This window comes from Pseudoalteromonas sp. AWH4_217, assembly GCF_056161105.1.
Genome location: NZ_JBSWYM010000018.1, coordinates 23,327 through 46,429 on the forward strand (window position 1 = coordinate 23,327; position 23,103 = coordinate 46,429).

19 protein-coding genes are annotated in these 23,103 nt (G+C 48.1%); 13 read left to right on the plus strand and 6 right to left on the minus strand.

Going from position 1 to position 23,103, the window contains the following annotated elements:
* Positions 1-9: 9 nt before the first annotated feature.
* Positions 10-1,773 carry a DUF885 domain-containing protein gene (locus ACXAH1_RS19610; RefSeq protein WP_475198916.1) on the minus strand — a complete coding sequence of 588 codons (1,764 nt, stop codon included), beginning with the start codon at positions 1,771-1,773 and terminating at the stop codon, positions 10-12.
* Between the two features lie 320 nt (positions 1,774-2,093).
* Here ACXAH1_RS19610 and ACXAH1_RS19615 point away from each other — a divergent pair, with 320 nt between their 5' ends.
* From ACXAH1_RS19615 to ACXAH1_RS19670, 12 genes are all read left to right on the plus strand, one after another.
* Positions 2,094-3,101, plus strand: a complete 1,008-nt coding sequence (locus ACXAH1_RS19615) for a GGDEF domain-containing protein (protein ID WP_475198919.1) — start codon at positions 2,094-2,096, stop codon at positions 3,099-3,101.
* A gap of 144 nt (positions 3,102-3,245) precedes the next feature.
* Positions 3,246-4,001: a bifunctional demethylmenaquinone methyltransferase/2-methoxy-6-polyprenyl-1,4-benzoquinol methylase UbiE gene (gene ubiE / locus ACXAH1_RS19620; protein ID WP_046005834.1), complete on the plus strand. Its 756-nt coding sequence runs from the start codon at positions 3,246-3,248 to the stop codon at positions 3,999-4,001.
* A gap of 23 nt (positions 4,002-4,024) precedes the next feature.
* Positions 4,025-4,642, plus strand: a complete 618-nt coding sequence (locus ACXAH1_RS19625; protein ID WP_475198921.1) for a ubiquinone biosynthesis accessory factor UbiJ — start codon at positions 4,025-4,027, stop codon at positions 4,640-4,642.
* Between the two features lie 10 nt (positions 4,643-4,652).
* Entirely contained in the window at positions 4,653-6,263 is a 1,611-nt protein-coding gene (ubiB, locus tag ACXAH1_RS19630; RefSeq protein ID WP_475198922.1) for a ubiquinone biosynthesis regulatory protein kinase UbiB, read from the plus strand.
* A 60-nt stretch (positions 6,264-6,323) separates the two neighbouring features.
* Positions 6,324-6,569: a Sec-independent protein translocase subunit TatA gene (gene tatA, locus ACXAH1_RS19635; RefSeq protein WP_054016084.1), complete on the plus strand. Its 246-nt coding sequence runs from the start codon at positions 6,324-6,326 to the stop codon at positions 6,567-6,569.
* A 6-nt stretch (positions 6,570-6,575) separates the two neighbouring features.
* Positions 6,576-6,908, plus strand: coding sequence for a Sec-independent protein translocase protein TatB (gene tatB, locus ACXAH1_RS19640; RefSeq protein WP_253049127.1), 333 nt, complete (start codon positions 6,576-6,578; stop codon positions 6,906-6,908).
* 18 nt (positions 6,909-6,926) lie between these two features.
* The gene (gene tatC / locus ACXAH1_RS19645; RefSeq protein ID WP_054016086.1) at positions 6,927-7,673 is read left to right on the plus strand and encodes a twin-arginine translocase subunit TatC; all 747 of its coding nucleotides are present in this window, start codon (positions 6,927-6,929) and stop codon (positions 7,671-7,673) included.
* Positions 7,666-8,133 carry a hypothetical protein gene (locus ACXAH1_RS19650; RefSeq protein ID WP_475198926.1) on the plus strand — a complete coding sequence of 156 codons (468 nt, stop codon included), beginning with the start codon at positions 7,666-7,668 and terminating at the stop codon, positions 8,131-8,133. The genes tatC and ACXAH1_RS19650 overlap by 8 nt, the downstream gene beginning before the upstream one ends.
* Positions 8,134-8,922, plus strand: coding sequence for a TatD family hydrolase (locus ACXAH1_RS19655; protein WP_475198928.1), 789 nt, complete (start codon positions 8,134-8,136; stop codon positions 8,920-8,922).
* A complete protein-coding gene (locus ACXAH1_RS19660; RefSeq protein ID WP_475198929.1) occupies positions 8,922-10,763 on the plus strand; it encodes a diguanylate cyclase in 1,842 nt (613 codons plus the stop codon). Before ACXAH1_RS19655 ends, ACXAH1_RS19660 begins: the two co-directional genes overlap by 1 nt.
* Position 10,764: 1 nt before the next feature.
* Positions 10,765-11,775: a porphobilinogen synthase gene (hemB, locus tag ACXAH1_RS19665; RefSeq protein WP_475198931.1), complete on the plus strand. Its 1,011-nt coding sequence runs from the start codon at positions 10,765-10,767 to the stop codon at positions 11,773-11,775.
* 140 nt (positions 11,776-11,915) lie between these two features.
* Positions 11,916-14,639: an ExeM/NucH family extracellular endonuclease gene (locus ACXAH1_RS19670; RefSeq protein ID WP_475198932.1), complete on the plus strand. Its 2,724-nt coding sequence runs from the start codon at positions 11,916-11,918 to the stop codon at positions 14,637-14,639.
* 137 nt (positions 14,640-14,776) lie between these two features.
* Here ACXAH1_RS19670 and ACXAH1_RS19675 read toward each other — a convergent pair whose 3' ends face one another.
* The 3 genes from ACXAH1_RS19675 to ACXAH1_RS19685 all read right to left on the minus strand — a co-directional run bounded on the left by ACXAH1_RS19675 (position 14,777) and on the right by ACXAH1_RS19685 (position 19,223).
* Positions 14,777-15,199 carry a hypothetical protein gene (locus ACXAH1_RS19675; protein WP_475198933.1) on the minus strand — a complete coding sequence of 141 codons (423 nt, stop codon included), beginning with the start codon at positions 15,197-15,199 and terminating at the stop codon, positions 14,777-14,779.
* Between the two features lie 301 nt (positions 15,200-15,500).
* On the minus strand, positions 15,501-17,588 hold the full coding sequence (gene fusA, locus ACXAH1_RS19680; RefSeq protein WP_138552300.1) for an elongation factor G: 2,088 nt from the start codon (positions 17,586-17,588) through the stop codon (positions 15,501-15,503).
* Between the two features lie 333 nt (positions 17,589-17,921).
* Positions 17,922-19,223, minus strand: coding sequence for a GntP family permease (locus ACXAH1_RS19685; RefSeq protein WP_475198935.1), 1,302 nt, complete (start codon positions 19,221-19,223; stop codon positions 17,922-17,924).
* Between the two features lie 129 nt (positions 19,224-19,352).
* Here ACXAH1_RS19685 and ACXAH1_RS19690 point away from each other — a divergent pair, with 129 nt between their 5' ends.
* Positions 19,353-20,231 carry a hypothetical protein gene (locus ACXAH1_RS19690; protein ID WP_475198936.1) on the plus strand — a complete coding sequence of 293 codons (879 nt, stop codon included), beginning with the start codon at positions 19,353-19,355 and terminating at the stop codon, positions 20,229-20,231.
* Here ACXAH1_RS19690 and ACXAH1_RS19695 read toward each other — a convergent pair.
* Both ACXAH1_RS19695 and ylqF read right to left on the minus strand, forming a co-directional pair.
* A complete protein-coding gene (locus ACXAH1_RS19695) occupies positions 20,228-20,944 on the minus strand; it encodes a hypothetical protein (protein WP_475198938.1) in 717 nt (238 codons plus the stop codon). The two genes, ACXAH1_RS19690 and ACXAH1_RS19695, sit on opposite strands and share 4 nt — an antisense overlap.
* Positions 20,945-22,074: 1,130 nt before the next feature.
* Positions 22,075-23,028: a ribosome biogenesis GTPase YlqF gene (gene ylqF, locus ACXAH1_RS19700; RefSeq protein WP_138546011.1), complete on the minus strand. Its 954-nt coding sequence runs from the start codon at positions 23,026-23,028 to the stop codon at positions 22,075-22,077.
* Positions 23,029-23,103 lie beyond the last annotated feature (75 nt).

The following is a 23,103-nucleotide window of genomic DNA, read 5'->3' on the forward strand; positions in this document are numbered from 1 at the left end:
GCGTGTGGTTTAGCGGGTTTGATCCGCTTGTTGCGCCGATGCAATATAATTATCGATCTGGGATTCCAGTACGCTTAATGGTACTGAACCATGACGCAGGATCTGATGGTGGAACTCACGAATATCGAAGGCATCACCTAATGCCGTCTCGGCTTTCGCACGTAGGCGCTTAATAGTCAGCTCTCCAACCTTGTAAGACAGGGCCTGCCCCGGCCAGGAAATATAGCGATCGGTCTCAGTTTTAACATTGTGCAGTGACAAGGCGGTATTATCGCGCATAAAGTTCATTGCCCGTTCGCGGCTCCAGCCGTACATATGCATGCCGGTATCCACAACCAAACGGGCCGCCCGCCACATTTCATAGGTCAGACGTCCAAAGTTACTGTACGGATCCTGATAGAACCCGGCTTCCAGGCCCAGGTACTCCGCGTACAATCCCCAACCTTCACCAAATGCCGAAATATAAGAATCGCGACGGTAGTCAGGTAAATAATCTAACTCCTGATTCAGTGAAATTTGCAAGTGATGCCCTGGCACAGCTTCATGCAAAGTCAGTGCTTCAAGTACATACAAGGGGCGTTTATCCAGAGCATAAGTATTCACCCAGTAGTAACCTGCATCTGTATCCTTATCCGCGCCCAGATAGCGACCTGTGGTGTACTTAGGTGCGATCGCATCTGGTACCGGGGCCACACCATACGGGCGGCGCGGCAGCGTATGGAAGAGTTTAGGTAGCTGAGCGTCCATTTGCTTCGCAATATACGCCGCTTCCTTCAGCAGCTCTTCGGCACTGTTGGCGTAGAATTGAGGGTCTGTTCTCAAAAACTGCACAAATTCGGCAAAGCTTCCTTCAAATTCGGTTTGCCTGATGATTTGCATCATTTCACCTTTGATCCTGGCAACCTCTTTGAGTCCCAGTTCGTGGATCTCTTTGGGTGTCATTTGCGTGGTAGTGAAATGTGCAGTGCGATTACGATAAAACTCGACACCATTTGGTGTACTGGAAATACCGATGTCATCCCGTGCACCCGGTCGATACTCTTCGACAAAAAACTTTAAATACTCGCGATACGCGGGAATAACCTGCTGTGCCAATACCGTTTTTGCCCGCGCCTGGATCGCGGCAAACTCCTGTTCAGGCAAGTTATGCTGATTGACAGCAAAAGGCCTGAAAAACTGCGATTGCGTTACATCATCGACAATAAACGCTTCAATAGACGATTCATATCCTGTCAGTACCGCTTTGGGCTGAGTCAGCCCCACTGCCAGCCCCTTGCGCATCCAGTCAATATTTTGCTGGAAATAACGCGGCACTTCAGCGAGCTTATTAAGATACACCTCATATCCCGCAGGCCTGCTCAAATCCACATCATTAAACAGCCAGGGCAGACTACTGTGAAATCCACTTTCAGACTTGAGCGGCATGTAGTGTGCGTTGAAACGGTAGCGATCGACCTGATCCTGGATTTGGGCGCGCAAAATCGTCAGATTAATACGGTTGTCTTCACTTAAATTTCCCGTGTTTAGTGCGTCTAATCGCTGAAGAAAGCGTTCACGCTCCGTATTTTGAGTCGCCAAAGCGGCCGCACTTAGATCGGGCAACTGAGTTTTAATCGTGTCTCGATTGTCGTTACGAAACGTCATAACTTGCTCAGCCAGACTGGTAAATTGCTGATCGGCACTGACCTGAGTCAGCTCACACCCCGTCAGTCCCAGTGCCAAAGTCACAGCGCACACAGTGCGAGATAGAGTGGTTTTCAGTGAAGCGTTCACGCGAGTGATCCTTTAACAATAATGTGAAATTTACGCAACACCTAAACATGCCAGTGAGAGGCTTGCAACTTAAAACGACCAGTCACTGATTGACGCCTGTCAGGGTTCAATCAAGCAGGCCCCAAGAGACCAAGGAAAAAGTGATTACTAATTCATCAGCCCTGAAGAAAAGCAATAAATTTGCCTCTGAACATTGAATTTTGCTTTGCAAAACCAGGAAGAGCGATTAATGTAGCCGCAGCGAAGCTGGCACCTCAGAGGTGCGATATCAGACGCTTCGGCAATTCGTACAACAGCAACTGATTATTGTGGTAAGTGAAATGATATTCCATGATTCCATGGCAATGGCACAAGAAAAAATGACTAAAGTTTGTCAGTTTCTGGAACAGAATCAGTTGCCCCCTACGCCATTGAATTACCATATAGGCTATGTCTATATCAGCCAGACCAATCGTGACCTGACCGAACGTCTGGATCGGGACATTCGTAACCGTGTTGCTATAGATAGCATTTACATTGAGCAGCTCTACTATGAGTACCTGCAAAAAGAACATCAGACTGAAGCCAACCTAATCCAGCAAGTCGGCGGTATGATCGATCAGCTCAATGACTCAGCGCAACAGTCACAGCAAAGTCTGATCGGCTTTGCCAAGCAAATCAATCACTGCCTTCATAATCTGGATGAACACAATGTCGTGAAAACCCGGGCTGCCCTGAAGGATTTTGGTGGGCATACCGAGCAACTACTGAAACAACACCAGCAGTTTAAAAATGCCTTGCGAAGAGCACGTGAAATTCATGAGAAGCAGCAACAGCAGTTACTGAAACTGCGTAAGCAGCGCATTTTAGACCCGCAAACTGGTCTTTATAAACGCCATTATCTGGGGCATAAAACGCAACTGTGGCTGACTCAGGATAAATCAATCTGTGCCATTTCAGTGCTGATCGAAAATCTGGATGCCTTCAGCCAGGACTTTGGTGAGCTGGTTGGCGAAACGGTGCTGCAACGTGTCGCTAAACGGATCCAGAAGTACGTGCTACAAAGTGGCCTGCCGGGCAGAACCGGTAAACAAGAGTTCACCATAGTACTGGCTGACTGTGAAGTCGACACTGCGGTGGTGGTGGCAGAAAAAATACGCCGCGGCGTGACCCGACTCAAGTTTGTCAGTGCCAAAGGTGATGTGTCGTTTCCGGATATCGATTTGGCCATTGGGATTGCACAACATCAACCGGAGCATGATTTCAACACCCTGTCACAACGTGCCGCCTTTGCCGCCAAGAAAGCCCAGTCTCTGGGTCAGAATTATTATATATCTGCGCCCAATTAGTAACGGCGAGCAGGCCACCAAAGTGCAATAGGACATCTACACCTGGGGTTATTGATTAATCTGGTTAAATTGCTGACACCGATTGCGCTCACTGAGTGCGATCAAGTACACTATTGACACCCAGATCCGGCACAAATAACGCACATGAAAGAAGCAAATCGCGACACCACACACTTTGGCTATAAAACAGTAGCAACGCAGGAAAAGGCCTCCATGGTGGCTGATGTTTTCCATTCCGTGGCTGCAAAGTATGATGTGATGAATGACTTGATGTCATTTGGGATCCATCGCTTATGGAAGCGCCAGACCATTGCGTGTTCAGGTGTCCGCCAGGGCCATAAAGTTCTGGACCTGGCCGGTGGTACCGGTGACCTGACCGCGAAGTTCAGTGAACTGGTTGGTGAATCAGGTCAGGTTATCCTGGGTGATATCAACGACTCAATGCTGCGCGTTGGACGAGACAAACTGCGTGACCTCGGTCGGGTCGGTAATATCGAATATGTGCAGATGAATGCCGAAGCCCTCCCCTTCCCGGACAATAGCCTGGATGTGATCACCATTGCTTTCGGACTACGTAATGTTACCGACAAAGACAAAGCACTACGCTCCATGTATCGCGTATTAAAGCCCGGAGGCCGACTACTTGTTCTTGAGTTTTCAAAAACAGACAACGAGGCACTGTCCAAGCTCTACGACTTTTATTCGTTCAACATTCTGCCAACCATGGGCAAACTGGTTGCCAACGACAGTGAGAGCTATCGCTACCTGGCTGAGTCCATTCGTATGCATCCGGATCAGGAAACACTCAAGTCAATGATGGAAGAAGCCGGTTTTGAACAGGCAAGCTATCAAAACCTCACAGGCGGTATCGTGGCGCTCCACCGAGGCTTTAAATTCTAACTCCGGGGAACAAAGGAAACTGTATGTGGATCACGCTGCTCACAGCCGTTGCCGAAAGCGCACTGGAAAAACTGCTGGACAAAGAGCCGTCTCTGGCCGTTCAGCTTTCCTCTGTAGAACATAAAACACTGGCCATTACCTTAACGGATCTGGGGTTGTGTTGTGCGCTACATTACGTAGGGGAACAGCAAGGTAAGCCGCGCTGTTTCGTCTACGGTCATTATCAGGATCAGGCTGACTGCCACATCACCACGACCTTATCGACCTTAGGTGAAATTTCCGATCCAAGCCAGCTAACGCGCCTGATCCGTGAAGAAAAGCTGGACCTGGATGGCGATCTGCAATTGGCACAAAGTTACAGTAAAGCTTTTTCTGGGTTACGTATAGACTGGGCTGAACACTTGTCCGCTCACCTTGGCGATGCGCCGGCACAACTGCTTGTAGAACGCTTTAATTTAGCCACCCAAACCGGGGCTGGCCACCTAACAACACTGCAACGAACCTTTGCTCAGTTATGTCAGGATGAGCTTAAAGTGGCCGTTCATCCACTTGAAGTTCGTCAGTTCAAATCCCATACGCGACAGTTGGCGCAACAGCTCGCAGCACTGGAACAACGTATTAACGCCTTAAGCGAATTATAAGGAGCTGGATTTGTCCATCGCTCGTCTGTATCAAATCGGTAAAACGTTTCTCAATTATGGCCTTGACGACTTGCTGCCAAGGCAAAAACAACCTTGGTATGCCCGGGCAATACGGCGCAGTCTGTTCTGGCTGCCAAACCAGCATCGCGACAAACCCCTCGGCGCGCGATTAAGACTGGCACTGCAAACTTTGGGGCCGGTGTGGATCAAGTTTGGCCAGATGCTATCCACACGCCGTGATTTGCTACCGCCGGATATTGCTGAAGAGCTCGCCCTGTTACAGGACAAAGTTGCTCCCTTCCCCGGCGATCAGGCACAGTCTTTAATAGAAAAAGCACTGGGGCTGGACACCATTAGCGACTGTTTTGTTGAGTTTGAGCAAACACCACTGGCATCTGCCTCCATTGCACAAGTTCATTGCGCCAAACTGGTGGTTGAGGACGAGCTCAGAGAAGTGGTGGTCAAAGTGATCCGGCCAAATATTGAAAAACAAATACTGGCAGACTTGTCGCTGATGGAACGTTTTGCCCGCTTACTGGCTAGCCTGATCAGCGCTGGACGCCGGTTGCGACCCGTGGAAGTGGTCAGAGAATATCGCAAAACCTTGCTGGATGAATTGGATCTGATGCGTGAAGCTGCCAACGCTATTCAGCTGCGCCGCAACTTTGAAGGATCTGACTCACTATATATTCCTGAGGTATACAGTGACTATTCCAGACGTAATGTGCTGGTGATGGAGCGCATTTACGGCATTCCAGTTTCAGATACTGAGTCGCTGCTGGCACAGGGCACCAATATGAAGGTACTCGCAGAGCGAGGCGTCGAAGTGTTCTTTACCCAGGTGTTCCGCGACAGTTTTTTCCATGCCGATATGCATCCGGGCAACATCTTTGTCTCTCGGGAAGACCCCCATAATCCGAAGTATATTGGCATTGACTGTGGCATCGTTGGCACTTTGAATCGCGAAGACAAACGTTATCTGGCAGAAAACTTCATTGCTTTTTTCAACCGCGACTATCGCCAGGTAGCACAATTGCATGTCGATTCTGGCTGGGTACCTGCGGATACGTGTGTTGAAGAATTCGAGTTTGCCATTCGCACAGTGTGTGAGCCAATCTTTAACAAGCCTCTGGCCGAAATCTCATTTGGTCATGTACTGGTCAATCTGTTCAATACAGCACGACGCTTTAATATGGAAGTACAACCACAGCTGGTACTGTTACAAAAAACCCTGTTGTACGTAGAAGGTTTGGGTCGCCAGCTATACCCACAATTGGATCTATGGAAAACCGCCAAGCCCTTTTTAGAAAAATGGGTGCAGGATCAGGTCGGTCCGCTGGCTGTTGCGAAAAAACTCTATACTAATTTGCCGTTCTGGGCAGAAAAAATGCCAGAACTGCCGGATCTCATTTATCAGAACCTGAAACGCAGCCAGCGCCAGAGCACGCCAATTGCACCCAGTCGCGGCAGCGATACGCGCGCACTGCTGCTTGGCATAGCCGCTGCTGCACTCACTATCGTAGCCGGTTTGTGTTTTATTGACGAACGCCAGCTCGCCAGCGGTGTCTGCTCAATACTGGCAATCGCAATATTTATCAAAGCTTGGCGTAAAACAGGGTGATATTTTACACACTCGGCGTATAATCTTTATTAATTCAATAACACAATAAACGGAGTAAACATGGGTTTTGGTGGTATCAGTATTTGGCAATTGCTTATCATTCTGGCCATTATTGTGCTTTTATTCGGCACTAAAAAACTACGTGGCATCGGCAGTGATTTAGGCAACGCAGTAAAGGGCTTTAAAAACGCAGTTGCAGAAGACGAAGAAGAAAAAAAGTCGGATAAAGCTGAAAATAAAGAGCAACTTACCGATCAAGCGGCACAAGCTAAAACAGCCAGCGAAAAAGAAAAAGACAAGGTGTGATCTGACATGGGGATGTGGGAACTCGTTGTAGTGATGATCGTTGGCCTGATAGTGCTTGGGCCTGAACGCTTACCTGTTGCAATCAGAACAGTGAGTCGCTGGATCAACACCGTCAAATCTGTCGCCAACTCTGTTAAAGCAGAGGTGAACGAAGAATTGCGCGTACACGAGTTGCATAGCAACCTTAAAAAAGCCGAAGAGCAAGGTCTGGATAACATCGCGCCGGGCCTGAAGCAATCGGTGGAGGAGCTACAACGCGCGGCAGAATCAGTGCGTCACAGCTATGGCAAGTCTCCAGATTCGTCAAAAAACGACAAAGATCCGTCCTCTCCAAACTAACTGTCTACGAGTTTTTGCATGTCAGATATGACAAACAGTGGCTTTATTGGCCACCTTATTGAGCTTCGAAATCGTCTGATCAAGGCGCTGCTCAGTGTCCTGATTATATTTGTGTCTTTGGTTTATTTCGCCAATGATATTTATGCCTTTGTGGCGGCTCCGCTGGTTGAAAGTTTACCCGCTAACAGCACCATGATTGCGACGGATGTTACAGCTCCTTTCTTTGCGCCATTTAAGCTGACGCTATTCGTGTCACTGTTTCTGGCGGTCCCCATGATACTGCATCAAATTTGGGGATTTCTGGCACCCGGTTTGTATCAGCATGAAAAGCGTATGTTGATGCCTATTTTACTGTCCAGTATCTTGTTATTTTACGCCGGCATCGCTTTTTGTTACTTCGTTGTGATGCCCATTATACTTGGCTTTTTTACGGCCGTCGGCCCGGATATGATGACCCTCTCTCCGGATATCAGCAGTTATCTTGGCTTCATTTTGAAACTGTTTTTTGCGTTTGGCGTCGCATTTGAAATCCCGGTAGCCATCATGTTGCTCTGCTGGAGTGGTGTCACAACCACCGATAGCCTGGCACAAAAGCGCCCCTACATCATTGTTGGTGTCTTTGTGATAGCGATGTTCTTAACGCCACCAGATGTGTTGTCGCAAACTCTGCTAGCCGTGCCCATGGCACTGCTTTTTGAAGTCGGTTTGCTGCTAGCAAGACTCTATAGTAAAAAACCAGCAACAGAGGAACAAAGCCATGAATAACCCCCAACTGATGCTGGCGATCACCTGCATACTATCCACTGTACTGAGTATATTTCCCGCACAGGCTAAAGGGCCATTACTGCATAAAGTGAAAGCATGTAGTCAGCTCGAAGCAGATACACAGCGTCTGGCCTGCTACGATAAACTTGCCGCGGATATTGCCGCCAGGCCACACCCTGCACCTCGCCATACTGAGACCAACAGTAAAGCCGCGTTTGGACTGGAACACAAAAAAGAAGGCGACCAAGAGATCAGTGCCACGCTTTCTGACGTCAGTAAGTCACCGAACGGGCAACGCCGCTTTACGCTGGACAATCAACAGCGTTGGCAACAAATTGGTACCCAGGCATTTTTTGCGAAAGAAGGCGATGCTGTGGTTATTCGCCGCGGGTCATTCAATTCTTTTATCATGCAGAAAGTGGGCTCAAACCGCACAATTAAAGTGAGAAGAGTCGACTAAATGCATACCTTAATAGACGCCGGTGTTAACTTAACCAGTACACAGTTTGATGCCGAGCGTGACACCATAATGACCCGGGCCGCCAACCAGGGTGTTGAGTCTATGTTGTTGATTGGCTGCGATTTACAAAGCAGTGAACACAGTCAAGCTCTGGCAATGCAATATGGTCAGTATGCCACTGCGGGGGTTCATCCTCATGACGCCAAAGACGTACCTGACGATTTTATTGTGCAATTACGCAATCTGCTCACGCAACAACGGGTCGTAGCCGTTGGCGAGTGTGGACTCGACTTTAACCGTGATTACTCCCCGCGTCCGGTTCAGCAACTGATCTGCGGGGTACAGCTGGAACTGGCTGAGACGCTGGATATGCCTGTCTATCTGCACGAACGCGACGCCTTTGACACATTCAGTGCAATGCTGGATGACTTTTCTTTGCGTGGAGTGCTGCATTGCTTTACCGGCGATAAACGTGCACTGCGTCATTACCTGGATTATGGCCTCATGATTGGTCTGACCGGCTGGTTATGTGACGAGCGCCGCGGTGAAACCTTACGGGAGCTGGTACGTTACATTCCCGAAGATCGGATCCTGCTGGAAACCGATGCGCCATTTTTGCTCCCCCGAACACTCAAGCCTAAGCCAAAATCGCGTCGCAATGAACCTGCGTATTTACCTGAAATCGCACATCATGTTGCCGCACTCAAAGACGTCTGTGTATCGGAACTGGCGCAACAAACCAGTAAGAATTTCAAAACGTTGTTTTTAGCTAACGGGATAGCTGGCTAATGCTGTGGCGCTTGGTATTACTCGTGATTCTGCTGTCAGGCGCCGCTCAGGCACTGGAGGTTTCAGCTGAGTTCAAGCAACACCAATCGCTTTCGTATCAATACACCTACAGCCAGGCAGAAAATATTCAGGCTTTACTGCTTAGTCAACCACAGTGGCTGGCAGGTCGAATCCAGCCCTTAAAGCCGCCAGCTAACACCCATGCCTGGATCCGAGTTGCTTTGCATAACCCAGGCTCCATAGAGGTGCCCCTGTTGCTGAGTATAGATAACAACTTACTGGACAAGATCACTGCGTATATCCGTCATGACGAGGCATCCTTTCTCACCCTTGCCTTGGGTGATGCGCTCCCGCTAATGCAACGCCCGATTAAACATGAAGCGCAGTTGATCCCCCTGGAACTGCCGGCCCACAGTCATAGTCAGGTGTACTTGCAGATCAGCCATCATGGCGCCCTGAACATGCCGCTGAGCCTTTGGCATCCTATTGAATATTTAAAGTATAAGAGCAAATTTAATCTGTTATACGGTATTCTGGCCGGATTTATCCTGGCTATGATTGCTATTAATTTCACCCTCTATAGCTTTACCCGCCGGCGATACTTTTTACATGGCACGGTAATTATCGGGCTGTTTTGGCTGCTTATTGTGCACCTTTATGGATTTAGCTATCGCTATCTGTACGGAGACAATGTCTGGTTGCAGCAATACGGGCAAAGCTTGCTGGTGATGCTTTCGACCCTGGCCCTGATCCCAATTCAACGCAGCAAAGCCTTGCCGAACCTGCTACAGGCAAAACACGACAGTAAACTGACCCGATTGCTGATCCTGGGTGTGATACTGACTTTACTCAGTCAACTACTGCCACTGCCTATGGCCACCTTTACCGCTTATGGTATGGCGCTTACTTTGGTGCTGGGCTACATCATTTGCACAGTACGAAGCCGGTATCGTCGCACAACCAAAATGACCGCGATACTAATTTACACCATTATGCTGGTCACGCTGAGTTATCAATTTGGCTTTGAGTTAGGAATCTTTGGCGGCGCACAGCTGGACCGCCCGGTGACCTATGTCTGCTACCTGGGACTGAGCCTCTATCTCAGTTTCGTTCTGACCCGCCAGTTCATATTAGAGCGCGAAAAGCACATAAAGACCCAACAACATAAACTGGCCCGCACTCAGGCTGAAGATGCCTTACTCAAAGAGAAGCTGAAACTACAAGAACAGGCACAGCAGGAGCTGGAAAACAGCATAGACGAGCGAACTTTTGAACTACAGGTCACACTTCGGGAACTCGAGGAAAAAAACCATGAGCTTGAAAAGCTCAACATGGAAGATCCGATGACCAAAGTGAAAAACCGCCGCTACTTTGATAAGCGCCTGATGATGGAAGTTCGTCGCTCACGCCGTGAGCAAACCACGCTGAGCCTGATCATCCTGGATATAGATTTCTTCAAGAAAGTGAACGACAACTATGGTCATTTGGCGGGGGACCACACCATTTGTGCCTTTGCGCGCCTGATTGAACAACACCTGAAAAGACCCCATGATGAAGTCTTTCGCTATGGTGGCGAAGAATTTGTGATCCTGCTGCCCAACACCTCACAGGACGGCGCCCTGGAACTGGCTGAGCAAATCCGACTGGCGACTGAAGCACATGAGCTAAAAGTGGCTGGCCACCATATTAAATTTACTACCAGTGCAGGGGTTTACAGTGCCATTGCACAGGACACCGGCAACCCCACTCTATTTACCGATTTGGCTGATAAAGGCTTATACATGGCCAAACAGCAAGGCCGCAATCGGATCTGTATTTACCAACCTAAGCAGGAGACTTAACGTGGCTCAGTCAGGACTGGATCTTTTTCCTTATACGCGCATGCGCCGTATGCGTAAAAACGACTTTTCTCGCCGTATGATGTGTGAAAACACACTAACGGTAAACGATCTGATCTATCCGGTATTCGTTCTGGAAGGCAAGAACCGCAAAGAAGCTATTCCTTCTATGCCAGGCATTGAGCGCCTGTCAATCGACCTACTGGTGGGAGAGGCAAAAGAACTGGTAGCATTAGGCGTACCAGCCATTGCGATTTTTCCGGTTACTCCGGCCGACAAAAAATCCTTGCACGCTGAAGAAGCCTATAACCCTGAGGGACTGGCTCAACGCACCGTACGCGCCCTGAAAAGTGAATGTCCCGAACTAGGTGTGATCACCGATGTGGCACTGGACCCGTTCACCACCCATGGCCAGGATGGCATCATCGATGATGAAGGCTATGTGATCAATGACATCACGACGGAGATACTGGTTAAGCAAGCGTTGTCTCATGCCGATGCAGGTGCGGATATTGTCGCCCCATCAGACATGATGGATGGACGCATTGGCGCCATTCGGGATGCACTGGAAGAAGCCGGACATATCCACACCCGTATTATGGCTTACTCCGCCAAATATGCCTCCAGCTATTACGGCCCGTTCCGTGATGCGGTCGGTTCAGCTGGGAACCTTAAAGGGGCAGATAAGAAAACCTATCAGATGGATCCAGCCAATTCAGATGAGGCACTGCGCGAAGTTGCACTCGATCTGCAAGAAGGTGCCGACATGGTCATGGTTAAACCGGGTATGCCCTACCTGGACGTCGTACGTCGCGTTAAAGATGAGTTTGGTGTACCCACTTTTGCCTACCAGGTCAGTGGCGAATATGCCATGCATAAAGCGGCCATAGATAATGGCTGGCTGGCAGAAAAACCGATCGTCATGGAATCATTACTCGCATTTAAGCGTGCTGGCGCTGATGGCATTTTAACCTACTTTGCGAAGCAAGCCGCTATCTGGTTGAATGACAAATAAATAATAGGTAATTATTAAAAAAGGAGCAATAAATTGCTCCTTTTTTGCATTTTTCTGATTAACATTGTGTCATTTTTGTGTAACATAGCCCCCGTAAGCTTATGTACCCATTTGGGTTTAAACTACACACGGGAAAAAACATGATAAAAACAAAATTCACTCCACTGGCACTTCTTGTGGCCGCAGCAACTGCCCCTGTGCAGGCTCAGGTCATCATGTCAGAGTACATTGAAGGTAGCTCAAACAACAAAGCAGTTGAGCTTTTCAATACTTCAGAAAACGCAATATCGCTCGATGGCTACACACTGAGTTATTATTCAAATGGTGGTACCGATCCATCTAATACGATTGAGCTAAGCGGTGAAATTGCTGCAGGCGGCACCTATGTTATTGCTAACAGCAGTGCAGTCGATACTGTGCTCAACGCTGCCCAGCTTACTATTGGCGGCAGCTGGTACAATGGCGACGATGCAATTGTACTGCGCAATGGCGACACCGTGTTAGACAGCTTTGGGCAGGTTGGCTTTGACCCTGGCAGCAAGTGGGAAAATAACGGCGTTGCAACCCAAGACAAAACACTGCGCCGCAATATCGAAGTAACAACAGGCCGAACAGCATTTGATGCCGAGTTTGATCCTAGCGCCGAGTGGGTACAGTTCGAAAAAGACGATTTCAGCGGCCTGGGTAGCCATAGTGGCGACACTGGCGGTGGTGACGGCGACGATGATAAGCCGGAGCCGTTGGTTTGTGGCGACGCAAGCACAAAAATTAATGAAATTCAGGGCAACACAGATGAAAGCCCGCTAAAAGATCAGGTTGTGACGATTGAAGCCGTTGTAACAGCTGATCTTCAGGAAGACAACCAGCTTAAAGGCTTCTTTGTCCAGTCACTGGCAGCGGATATGGACGAAGACAGCATGACCTCAGAAGGTCTGTTTGTATACTACAAAGATGTCGATGTTAAAGTAGGCGATCAGGTTCGCGTACAAGGTACCGTTCAGGAATTCTACAACGCAACGCAATTAGGCAATGTCACGCAACTTGAAGTATGCGGCAGCGCCGATGTTCAGGCACAGTTGCTGACCCTGCCTGTGAAAGAAGTAAGCGATCTGGAAGCGGTTGAAGGCATGCTGATTAGCCTGTCTCAGGATATGGTCGTAGCGGATACATACAACCTGGGCCGCTATGGTGAAGTTGGCCTGGCAACAGAGCGCCTTTACCAGGGCACACAGGTGGCAATGCCTGGCGATGCAGCCAACGCATTAGAAGCTGAAAACACCAAAAAATTCCTACTGATGGACGACGGCTCTACTGTTCAGAATCCAGAAGTGATCCCTTACCCAAGCACAGGTCTGGATGCCTATAAAACAATCCGCCTGGGTGACACAGTCACTAATCTGGAAGGGGTTATTGCCTATAGTTTTGGCAAGTATCGCTTAAACCCAACAAAAGCGCCGACTTTCAACAACACCAATGAGCGTACTGAGGCACCTGAGCTCAAGGGTGAAGGCGATCTGCGTATTGCCAGCTTCAACGTATTGAACTATTTCAATGGCGACGGTCAAGGTGGCGGCTTCCCAACTCCTCGTGGTGCAGACACAGCTGAAGAGCTGGTACGTCAGGAAGCGAAACTGGTCTCCGCAATTACCGCGCTGGACGCTGACGTGATAGGTCTGATGGAACTAGAAAACGACGGTTTCGGCGAGCATAGCGCAGTGGCAGACCTGGTGAAGGCCATTAATGCTGAATCTGAGTACACCTATGCCTATGTCGACTTTAACGCCTCTCAGATTGGTACAGACGACATTACAACTGGTATTATCTATCGTACTGACACGGTTGAAGAAGCGGGCACAGCCAGCTTTACCACTGCAGCGCCATTTGACTATAGCAACCGCCCACCAACAGCACAGAGCTTCCGTAAGTTAGACAACAACGAAGAGTTCACGGTTGCGGTTGCGCATCTGAAGTCTAAAGGATGTGGTAGTGCAGAAGGTGACAATGCAGACCAGGGCGACGGTCAGGGCTGTTGGAACGCTATCCGTACCGAAGGCGCCAATGCATTCGCAGATTGGCTTGCAACTAACCCAACCGGTAACGACGATGCTGATGTGATTCTGGTTGGCGACATGAATGCATACGCAATGGAAGATCCAATGCGTGCATTCGAAGACAAAGGCCTGAGCAATGTCATAACGCACCTCGATAGCAATACGCTCGGCTATTCTTACAACTACTCTGGTCGCCTGGGCAGCCTGGACCATGCCGTTGCTTCTCAGTCGTTACTGAGCAAAGTAACCGATGCAACAGATTGGCACATCAATGCCGATGAGCCGCGTATGCTGGATTACAACACGGAATACCGTACCGACGCACAAATCGCTGAGCTGTATGCCGACCACGCTTATCGCGCATCAGATCACGACCCTGTGATCATCGAAGTGAAAACCGTTGCGGGCGAACCGCCGGTCGATCCTCGCCCGGTCATTGCTGAAGGTCAGCACTTCACTGTTGATGAGAATACACAATTACAAACAATTATTGGCATGCTGGACTTCTCCGATGCAGATTCAGCAATCACGCCTGTAGAGCGCTTTATTGTCACTGGCACCAATGTCATCACCGTAAATGCATCAGGCCAGCTGCTTGTGGCGGGTGAGTTAGACTATGAGTACGATAATCGTATCGAATTCATGGTTCAGGCGCAGGACAGTGCAGGTAACCTGTCAGAGCCGGTTGAAGTGGTTGTCAATGTCAGAGACGTCAAACAAGGCGATGACAACGACGATGATGATTCAGGTAGTTTCGGCTGGCTGGCACTGTTTGCAGCGCCTCTGGCATTACTGCGTCGTCGCATTAAGTAACAAAGCTGCCTAAATAGACAGACTTAATCATCAGGTTAAGTCTGTACTTTAAAAATAGAAAAAATGCGCCAGAAGGCGCATTTTTTGTTTGCTCTCAGTTTTTACACCGGGTCACCTTGTGTGGTGATTTGGTATGTTCAAGCTTTTACTTGGTTGCTATTTTCCAATACCGGCACGGATAGCAGCTGAGCAGCTTTTTGCAGCTCAACATCATCAATAGACCAGTAGGGAAATGCTAATTTTCGGTTGTTACTTAGCACAACCCTTAAACAACGCAGCGGACCCAGCTTTTGTCGCTCGAGTGATACTATTTCATCTGCGTGCACATACTGTGTTTTCATCCATGTACGATAACAAATTCCTGCTTTATCGATATGTACAAAGCGCTTATTGGTGAGTGTCGTCAGTACAATCAATGCGACAATCAATAGCGCCAAAACCATCAAAGACGACGCAATCCCATTTAGGGCGACCAAAGTCATCATCCCATAACACAGTGAAATACCACACAAAGTGGCTAACACGGCAAACCAGCTGATATCCAAATCTATGGTTCTCATGAGTACCTCCCAATTTTACTCAATTACAGGCAGAATCAACAGAATCTGAGTTCTAATGATAAAGTTGCAAAGTTCCTAAATCAAGTCCGTTTGTATTATTTTTAGCAATAATTAGCGACTAATTTCCACGCAGGATGGGCAATATGATTTTATTTATATTCTTACCCGGATGGAATGCGAACTATTTAGATGAGTGATAAGGGAAGTTTTGGAGCCACTGGATTCAGCACGCCACATCTTGCTGTAACAGGCATTAAAAAAGGCCGCAAATGCGGCCTTTTTTCAGAAATCAGTCCACTAATTACTTAGCAGCTTTTTTCTCTTTCTCTGCTGCAATTACCGCGTCAGCAACGTTTGCCGGGCAAGGTGCATAGTGAGAGAATTCCATTGAGAACTGACCACGACCAGACGTGATAGTACGCAGGTGACCAATGTATCCGAACATTTCAGATAGTGGTACTTCACCTTTGATACGTACGCCAGTTGCGCCAGCTTCCTGGTCTTTGATCATACCACGACGACGGTTAAGGTCACCAATTACGTCACCTACGTTGTCTTCTGGAGTGAACACGTCAACCTTCATCACAGGCTCAAGAAGCTGAGGACCTGCTTTAGGGATTGACTGACGGAATGCGCCTTTCGCTGCGATTTCGAACGCGATTGCTGATGAGTCAACTGCGTGGAAACCACCGTCGAACAGCTCAACTTCAACGTCTAGTACTGGGAAGCCAGCCAGAACACCTTCGTCCATCATCATCTTGAAGCCTTTCTCAACTGCTGGCCAGAATTCCTTAGGAACGTTACCACCAACAACTGAAGATGAGAAAGTGTAGCCAGAGTTAGGCTCACCAGGCTTGATGCGGTAGTCGATCTTACCGAACTGACCAGAACCACCAGACTGTTTCTTGTGCGTGTAGCTATCTTCAACTTCTTGCGTGATAGTTTCACGGTAAGCAACCTGAGGCTGACCAACGATTAGTTCAACACCGTAAGTACGCTTAAGGATGTCAACTTTGATGTCAAGGTGAAGCTCACCCATACCTTTCAGGATGGTTTCGCCTGAATCTTCGTCAGTTTCAACCTGGAATGACGGATCTTCTGCAACCATCTTACCAATCGCGATACCCATCTTCTCGTTACCACCTTTATCTTTAGGTGCTACCGCGATAGAGATTACCGGATCAGGGAAGATCATCGCTTCAAGTGTACATTCGTGCTTAGGATCACACAGAGTGTGACCAGTTTGAACGTTCTTCATGCCCACAACCGCGATGATATCACCCGCTTGTGCTTCAGTCAGTTCGTTACGCTCGTCTGCCTGCATCTCAACCATACGGCCGATACGCTCTGTTTTACCAGTTGCAGAGTTAAGTACTGTGTCACCTTTTTTCATGCGACCAGAGTAGATACGGATAAAGGTCAGGGCGCCGAAACGGTCATCCATGATCTTAAACGCAAGCGCTTTAAGCGGCTCATCAGCAGAAACAGTTGCTACTTCACCAGTAGGCTCACCCGTTTCTTTGTCAGTCAGAGGCTGAGGGTCAACTTCTGTAGGCGCAGGCAGGTAATCTACAACCGCGTCTAGTACCAGCTGCATACCTTTGTTTTTGAACGCAGAACCACAGTAAGTTGGGAAGAACGCCAGCTCGCGAGTACCTTTACGGATACATGCTTTGATCTGCTCAAGAGAAGGCATTTCACCTTCCATGTACGCTTCCATCAGGTCGTCGTCTTGCTCAACCGCAGTTTCGATCAGCATTTCATGGTATTCTTCAACTTTGTCAACCATGTCTGCTGGAACGTCTTTGATTTCGTAGTTTTCTGGAAGACCAGTCTCGTCCCAAACGTACGCTTTCTTTTCAAGTACGTCTACAACACCACAGAACTCGTCTTCGATACCGATAGGCAGAGTCATAACCAGCGGGTTAGCGGCAAGTACTTTCTCAACCTGACCAACTACGCGGTAGAAGTCTGCACCCATACGGTCCAGTTTGTTTACGAAGATAACACGAGCAACTTCTGACTCGTTCGCATAACGCCAGTTAGTTTCTGACTGAGGCTCAACACCGCCAGATCCACAGAATACACCGATACCACCGTCTAGTACTTTCAGTGAACGATATACTTCAACTGTGAAGTCAACGTGTCCAGGAGTATCGATAACGTTTAAACGGTGGCCTTTCCACTCACAAGTTACCGCTGCTGATTGGATTGTAATACCACGCTCAGCTTCCTGCTCCATGAAGTCAGTAGTAGACTCACCGTCATGTACTTCACCCGTTTTGTGGATTTTACCAGTAAGCTTTAGAATACGCTCAGTGGTGGTAGTTTTACCCGCATCAACGTGCGCGAAAATACCAATGTTTCTGTATTTCGATAAATCTGCCATTGTTTTACTCTATTTAAAGTAGAAAAATTATTCGGCGGGAGTATATCACCTCTTTAGGCGAACATCATCCTTCAAGTCGTCTAAAATGCAATCAATTTGAGAAAAAAGTGGTTTATCGTGGAATGTATTTTGCTTATGGGGCTTCTGTATGCTCCAAAACACCGTCAGATAAAGGCTGCCTCTGTTTTAGTGGATAATAAAAGCCCCGCGAATGGCGTAAATAAGCGGCCATTTTCATGACTTAAATGACCTGCTTACTCTGCTTCTGCTTACCCAAATAAGGGGCTAAACGACTCAATACGGTTCAGGCAAAAACGCCTGCCTGCAAGTCATTTAAAACCAAATAAATAGCCCGAGAATAAGCCCCACACCTAATAATGGAACCAGCACCGTCAGTACCGCTAATGGCCAGTACGCATCCTGATGCTTCTCCCCGCAAATTGCCCGAACGGTCGTCACAACATAGCCATTGTGTGGCAAGGTATCGAGCGCCCCAGAGCTGATAGCCACCACCCGATGCAGCTGATTGGCATCGACGCCCAAATCCAGATAGTGCGGTGCAACTAAGGGCAACGCAATAGCCTGCCCGCCCGACGCCGATCCTGTCAGTGCCGCGATTACACTCACCGCAATGGCTGCGCCTAGCAATTCATTGCCGGGAATGCTGGTCATCAGAGCAACGGCTTCATTAAACGCCGGCGTGCCTTTGGCTACAGCACCAAAACCCACTACCGCAGCAGTATTGCCGATTGCCACCAAAGCGCCGGTAGTGCCCAGATTGACCGCCTGAGATAAATTGCGAAAGTGCTTAAAATTAATCGCTAAAATAGTAAGTACCCCACCCAGCAGAGCAACGATCAGCGCGTTTTGTTGCAGTGCACCATGCAAGGTAAAGGACAATATAAGTACGACCAGTAAAGGCAATAAACCCGTGATTGGATGCGGCAAGCGCCTCTGAACCTGCTCGGGATCATCCTGGCGGGCTACAAAACACTCACCATTCGCCACTGCGCGGCGGATCATCCAGCTCAGCAGCATATAACCTAATCCCGCCATAAAAATGGCTACCACCAGACTCTCCTGCCAGGCTGCATAGGGCGACGTACCGAGGTACTTAATGGGGATCCAGTTTTGAATTTCAGGTGAACCGGCTGAGGTCATCGTAAAGGTCACCGAACCAAATGCCAGCACCGCTGGGATAAAGCGCCGGGGCAGATTTGCATCTTTAAACAAACTCAAAGCCATGGGGTAAACAGAAAAAGCCACGATAAACACACTGACCCCCCCATAAGTCAGTAGCGCGCAAGCCAGTACCACGGCCAGTACCGCATACTTCATCCCGATTTTGCCTATCACGTAATGGGCAATGGCATCAGCCGCCCCGGTGTCTTCCATGAACTTGCCAAACAAAGAGCCCAGCAGGAACATCAAAAACCAGGCTTGCAAAAATCCGGCAAATCCGGCCATATAAAGAGACACAAAGGGTTGTCCCGAGGTGCCATTGAAAATGGCAATATCACTGGTCAGGGCCACTATCAATGCACACAAAGGCGCAGCGATAAACAAGTTGACCCCGCGCAGGGTAAGGCCTATCAGTAATGCCAAAGCACCAATTAAGCCAAACAAACTTAGCATAAATATCCTGTTTATTTTTTGTTATTTAAGGTTAGTTATACGGCAATTTGGCACTGGGATCGAGCACCCATCATGGAATATGTCTGACACATACTGTCGACGGTAAAACAATCAATAAGGAGTCTAACAATGTCTAAGCGCCACATCTTTCTTGGTTCGATACTGGCACTCATTACCAGTGTTTCCATTCAGGCATCTGAACGCGCAACCTGGCTGTGGAAAAAAGGGGGCGACCCGCTGGGTGCTTCCTCTATGATCACCGCACAATCTGAACAGCAGACCTTGATTGATTTACTGCAGCAACAGAATATTACTGTTGTCTATGGCTCCTACGGGCAATATACATCGACTCACCCTCAGGCCGTCGCACAGTGGAATCAAACACTTGCAACACAGGGAATTCAGTCACACTATCTGATGGCACAAAACACCTGGGTTTTTCCGAACAACCACAGCAAGATGCTGAGTAAGCTGCAGACCCGTTTTATCGACTATCAGCACCATGCTGCACCAGATGCCGAATTTACGGCGCTTCATCTGGATATTGAGCCCCATGCCCTCAGTGAATGGAAGCAAGGCACAGCCCTGTCACGTCAGGCTTTATTATGGCAACTCATTGATACATTTAAAGCAATCAGAGCGCAGCTGGATAATCAAGGGATGGCGCAGTTAAAGCTGTACGCCGATATTCCCACCTGGTATGACAGCTCAACCAATATCAACTGGCCAGATCGGGGAAGCGCTTTTTTTACGGAACTGGCCAATGTGCTGGATGGTATTTCAATTATGGCCTACGAGCGGGATAGCAGTGATTCAATCATGAATGCCACAGCTGATGAACGTGCACTGGCCTCGCCAGCATTTTCTGTGAGGCTTGGCGTGGATGTCAGTGAAACCTGGGAAAATCCGGCACATTTTCACCAGGTCATTAACCAGCTGGAAGCCGCGCAGCAGCGCGTCGATATTCACGATGCCACCGACTACTATTACTGGTTGCAGACTAACTAAAGCTGCGGTTTTTGCTCACCTTGATGATCGCATGTCAGTGTTACACGCACATACGATGCCCTGGTCTGTGCACGCTCTTTACAGTGGTAACCCGCTTTTTGGGTAAAGTGATGCAGTTCCTGCTCATCATCACGCTGATCCGCATCATTCCAATCTGCCTCATAGGTCACCGAGAATGAGGTGGGGCTGAGCGCGGAAAACTGAAAGTTGGTGTTCGTTAAACACGTGCTTGGAGATGTATCGTAATTACATGCACTCAAAGGCATACCGACACCAGATTCAGACATGTTCATGACGATGACTAAGTCAAATACATTTAAGTCGTGTGACGCTAGCTCTTCAGGCGTTACGTCTGTTTCAAGCACCAAAGTTGCAGCATTGTAATTAAACCGGCATCCTTTATCAGCATAGTCACAAGGCAACACGTGCGTCTTGGCTGATACCCCAAATGCACCTTTTGACATTGTCTGTTCAAAATCTCGCACTACCTGCCTCTGAAAGCGCTGACTTTTGCACGACGCATCAGCGCATTGCGCCCAAAAGCGCAAACGTATCTCTTGTTCTGTACGAGACACAGGTTCAGCATCCAAATAAATCGTGTAGCTCTGTGAGCCGAATGTAAGCAGCTCAGCTTCTATATCAAAGTGCTCTGTCGCAAACACCGGCAGACTAACTGCCGCAATTATGGCTCCCGGTAAGATAATGGTATTCAATTCATAAGTTCCTTTTAACTGTACTAACAAGAAGCAGAGTAACACCTCTCATCATGTTAAAAAAGTGTACATTATGAGTAAATTAATAAAACACATAGTAAGAACCAGCAAAAACACAAATGAGAATTATTTTCAAAAAGTAATTGACAGGCACACAAATCTAACTGATAATCAATCTCAACAAAGTGACGTGACGGTTCATTTTGTTACTCTAATTGTTTCTCGACCCTGAAACGCGTGTTGCGCACGATAACAGCACTGGTTGTTACTGAGTTACATTGACGCCCCTTGGTGTAACTCAACAACCGCCTTATATTTTACTTGCTACATTGCTCATATCGGTGACGGTAGATATGAACTCAAAAAGCCCTCCTCAGGGCTTTTTTCATTTCCGGATTAAAAACAGCTCACTCCAGAGTGCTTTTCTGCACACATCACCTAAAGCACAGCACTGAAAGATGGCATGACAACGAACTACGTTGCATTCACAGCCCAAACTAAATGAGAATTATTTTCAAAAAAGAATTGACAGGCACAAAGATCTAATTGATAATCAATCTCAACAAAGCGGGATTGACGGCTCACTTTGTTGCAGTACGTATTTTGTTTCTCGACCCTGAAACACGTGATGCACACGTTAACTGCGCAGGTTGCAGGTGAATAACATTAACGCCCCTTAATGTGGTTCACAGGCAACCAACTCACTATTTTACTTGCTACATTGCTCATATCGGTGACGGTAGATATGAACACAAAAAAAGCCCTGTACAGGGCTTTTTTTATGCCTGAAATTTACCAAATTAGCGATCTGCCAATAACGCAAATGAGAATTAATTTCAAATGAGTATTGACAACCGGAAAGATCTAACTGATAATCATTATCAACAAAGCGAGATTGACGGCTCATTTTGTTGTAGTACTTAATTTGTTTCTCGACTCAGAAGTACGTGTTGCTTACGCACAAAGCTCTGGTTGCAGGTGAAAAGCATTAACGCCCCTTGATGTGGCTCACAGGCAACCAACTCACTATTTTACTTGCTACATTGCTCATATCGGTGACGGTAGATATGAAATCAAAAAGCCCTGCCCCGGGCTTTTTTTATGCCTGATTTTTAATTCAACCCCACGAATTAACGACGATTTTTCCGTGCACGAGCACGACGCTGGCGCTTTTCTTCCTCTTTGGCCGCCTTTTTCGCTTCTGCCGCCTGACGCAGTTGCGCAACCATTTCTTCCTCTTCATCACGCATTTGCGGTGTTTCCATGGTGATGCGACCTATGATGGCATCACGTAGTTCGTTGATCAGGATCTCCGACATTTTGTGCGTATCCACCTGGTTGCCGCCACGAATACACCCCCGCTTTCGCCCGGCCATTTCAATAAAGGTCCAGTCGCACTCAGGCAACTCATCAATTTTATATCGAGCCTGTAAAAGCTGTGGATATGCCTGCAGCAGATATTCGGCGGTGTAACTGGCTACTTCTTCATAGTTGATTGCAGTATCACGAATGGCACCGGTTGCAGCCAGGCGATAGCCCGAGTTTTCGTTTTCAACTTTTGGCCATAACATACCCGGAGTATCGTACAACATAATGCCGTCTTCGAGCTTAATGCGCTGCTGGGCTTTCGTCACCGCGGGTTCATTGCCCGTTTTCGCGACGATACGCCCTGCCAGAATATTGATCAGTGTCGATTTGCCGACATTAGGAATGCCCATGATCATCGCCTTGAGCTGCTTATCCTGACCGACTTTATGCGGCGCCAGCTTTTTACATAACGCGTTAATACGCTGAACGTCATTGCCTTTGTCATGGCCAAATGCCAGGGTTTTCACCCCATCTTCACGTTCAAAATAGTCCATCCAGGCCTGTGTCAGTTCGGGATCGGCCAGATCGGCTTTGTTCAGGATTTTGATGACCGGCTTGTCGCCACGCAGCTGTGCGACCATAGGGTTTTCACTGCTATAAGGAATGCGGGCGTCCAGTACCTCAATAATCACATCCATCTGCGGCATGATCTCTTTGATCTCATTGCGCGCCTTGTTCATATGTCCGGGGAACCACTGGATACCTGTTCTGCTCATCGTTTTCTACCTTATTAAATCTGCTTGTGTCTGGTTCAATGGCTCGAAAAACACACTATTTAGTTTGCCCAGCCG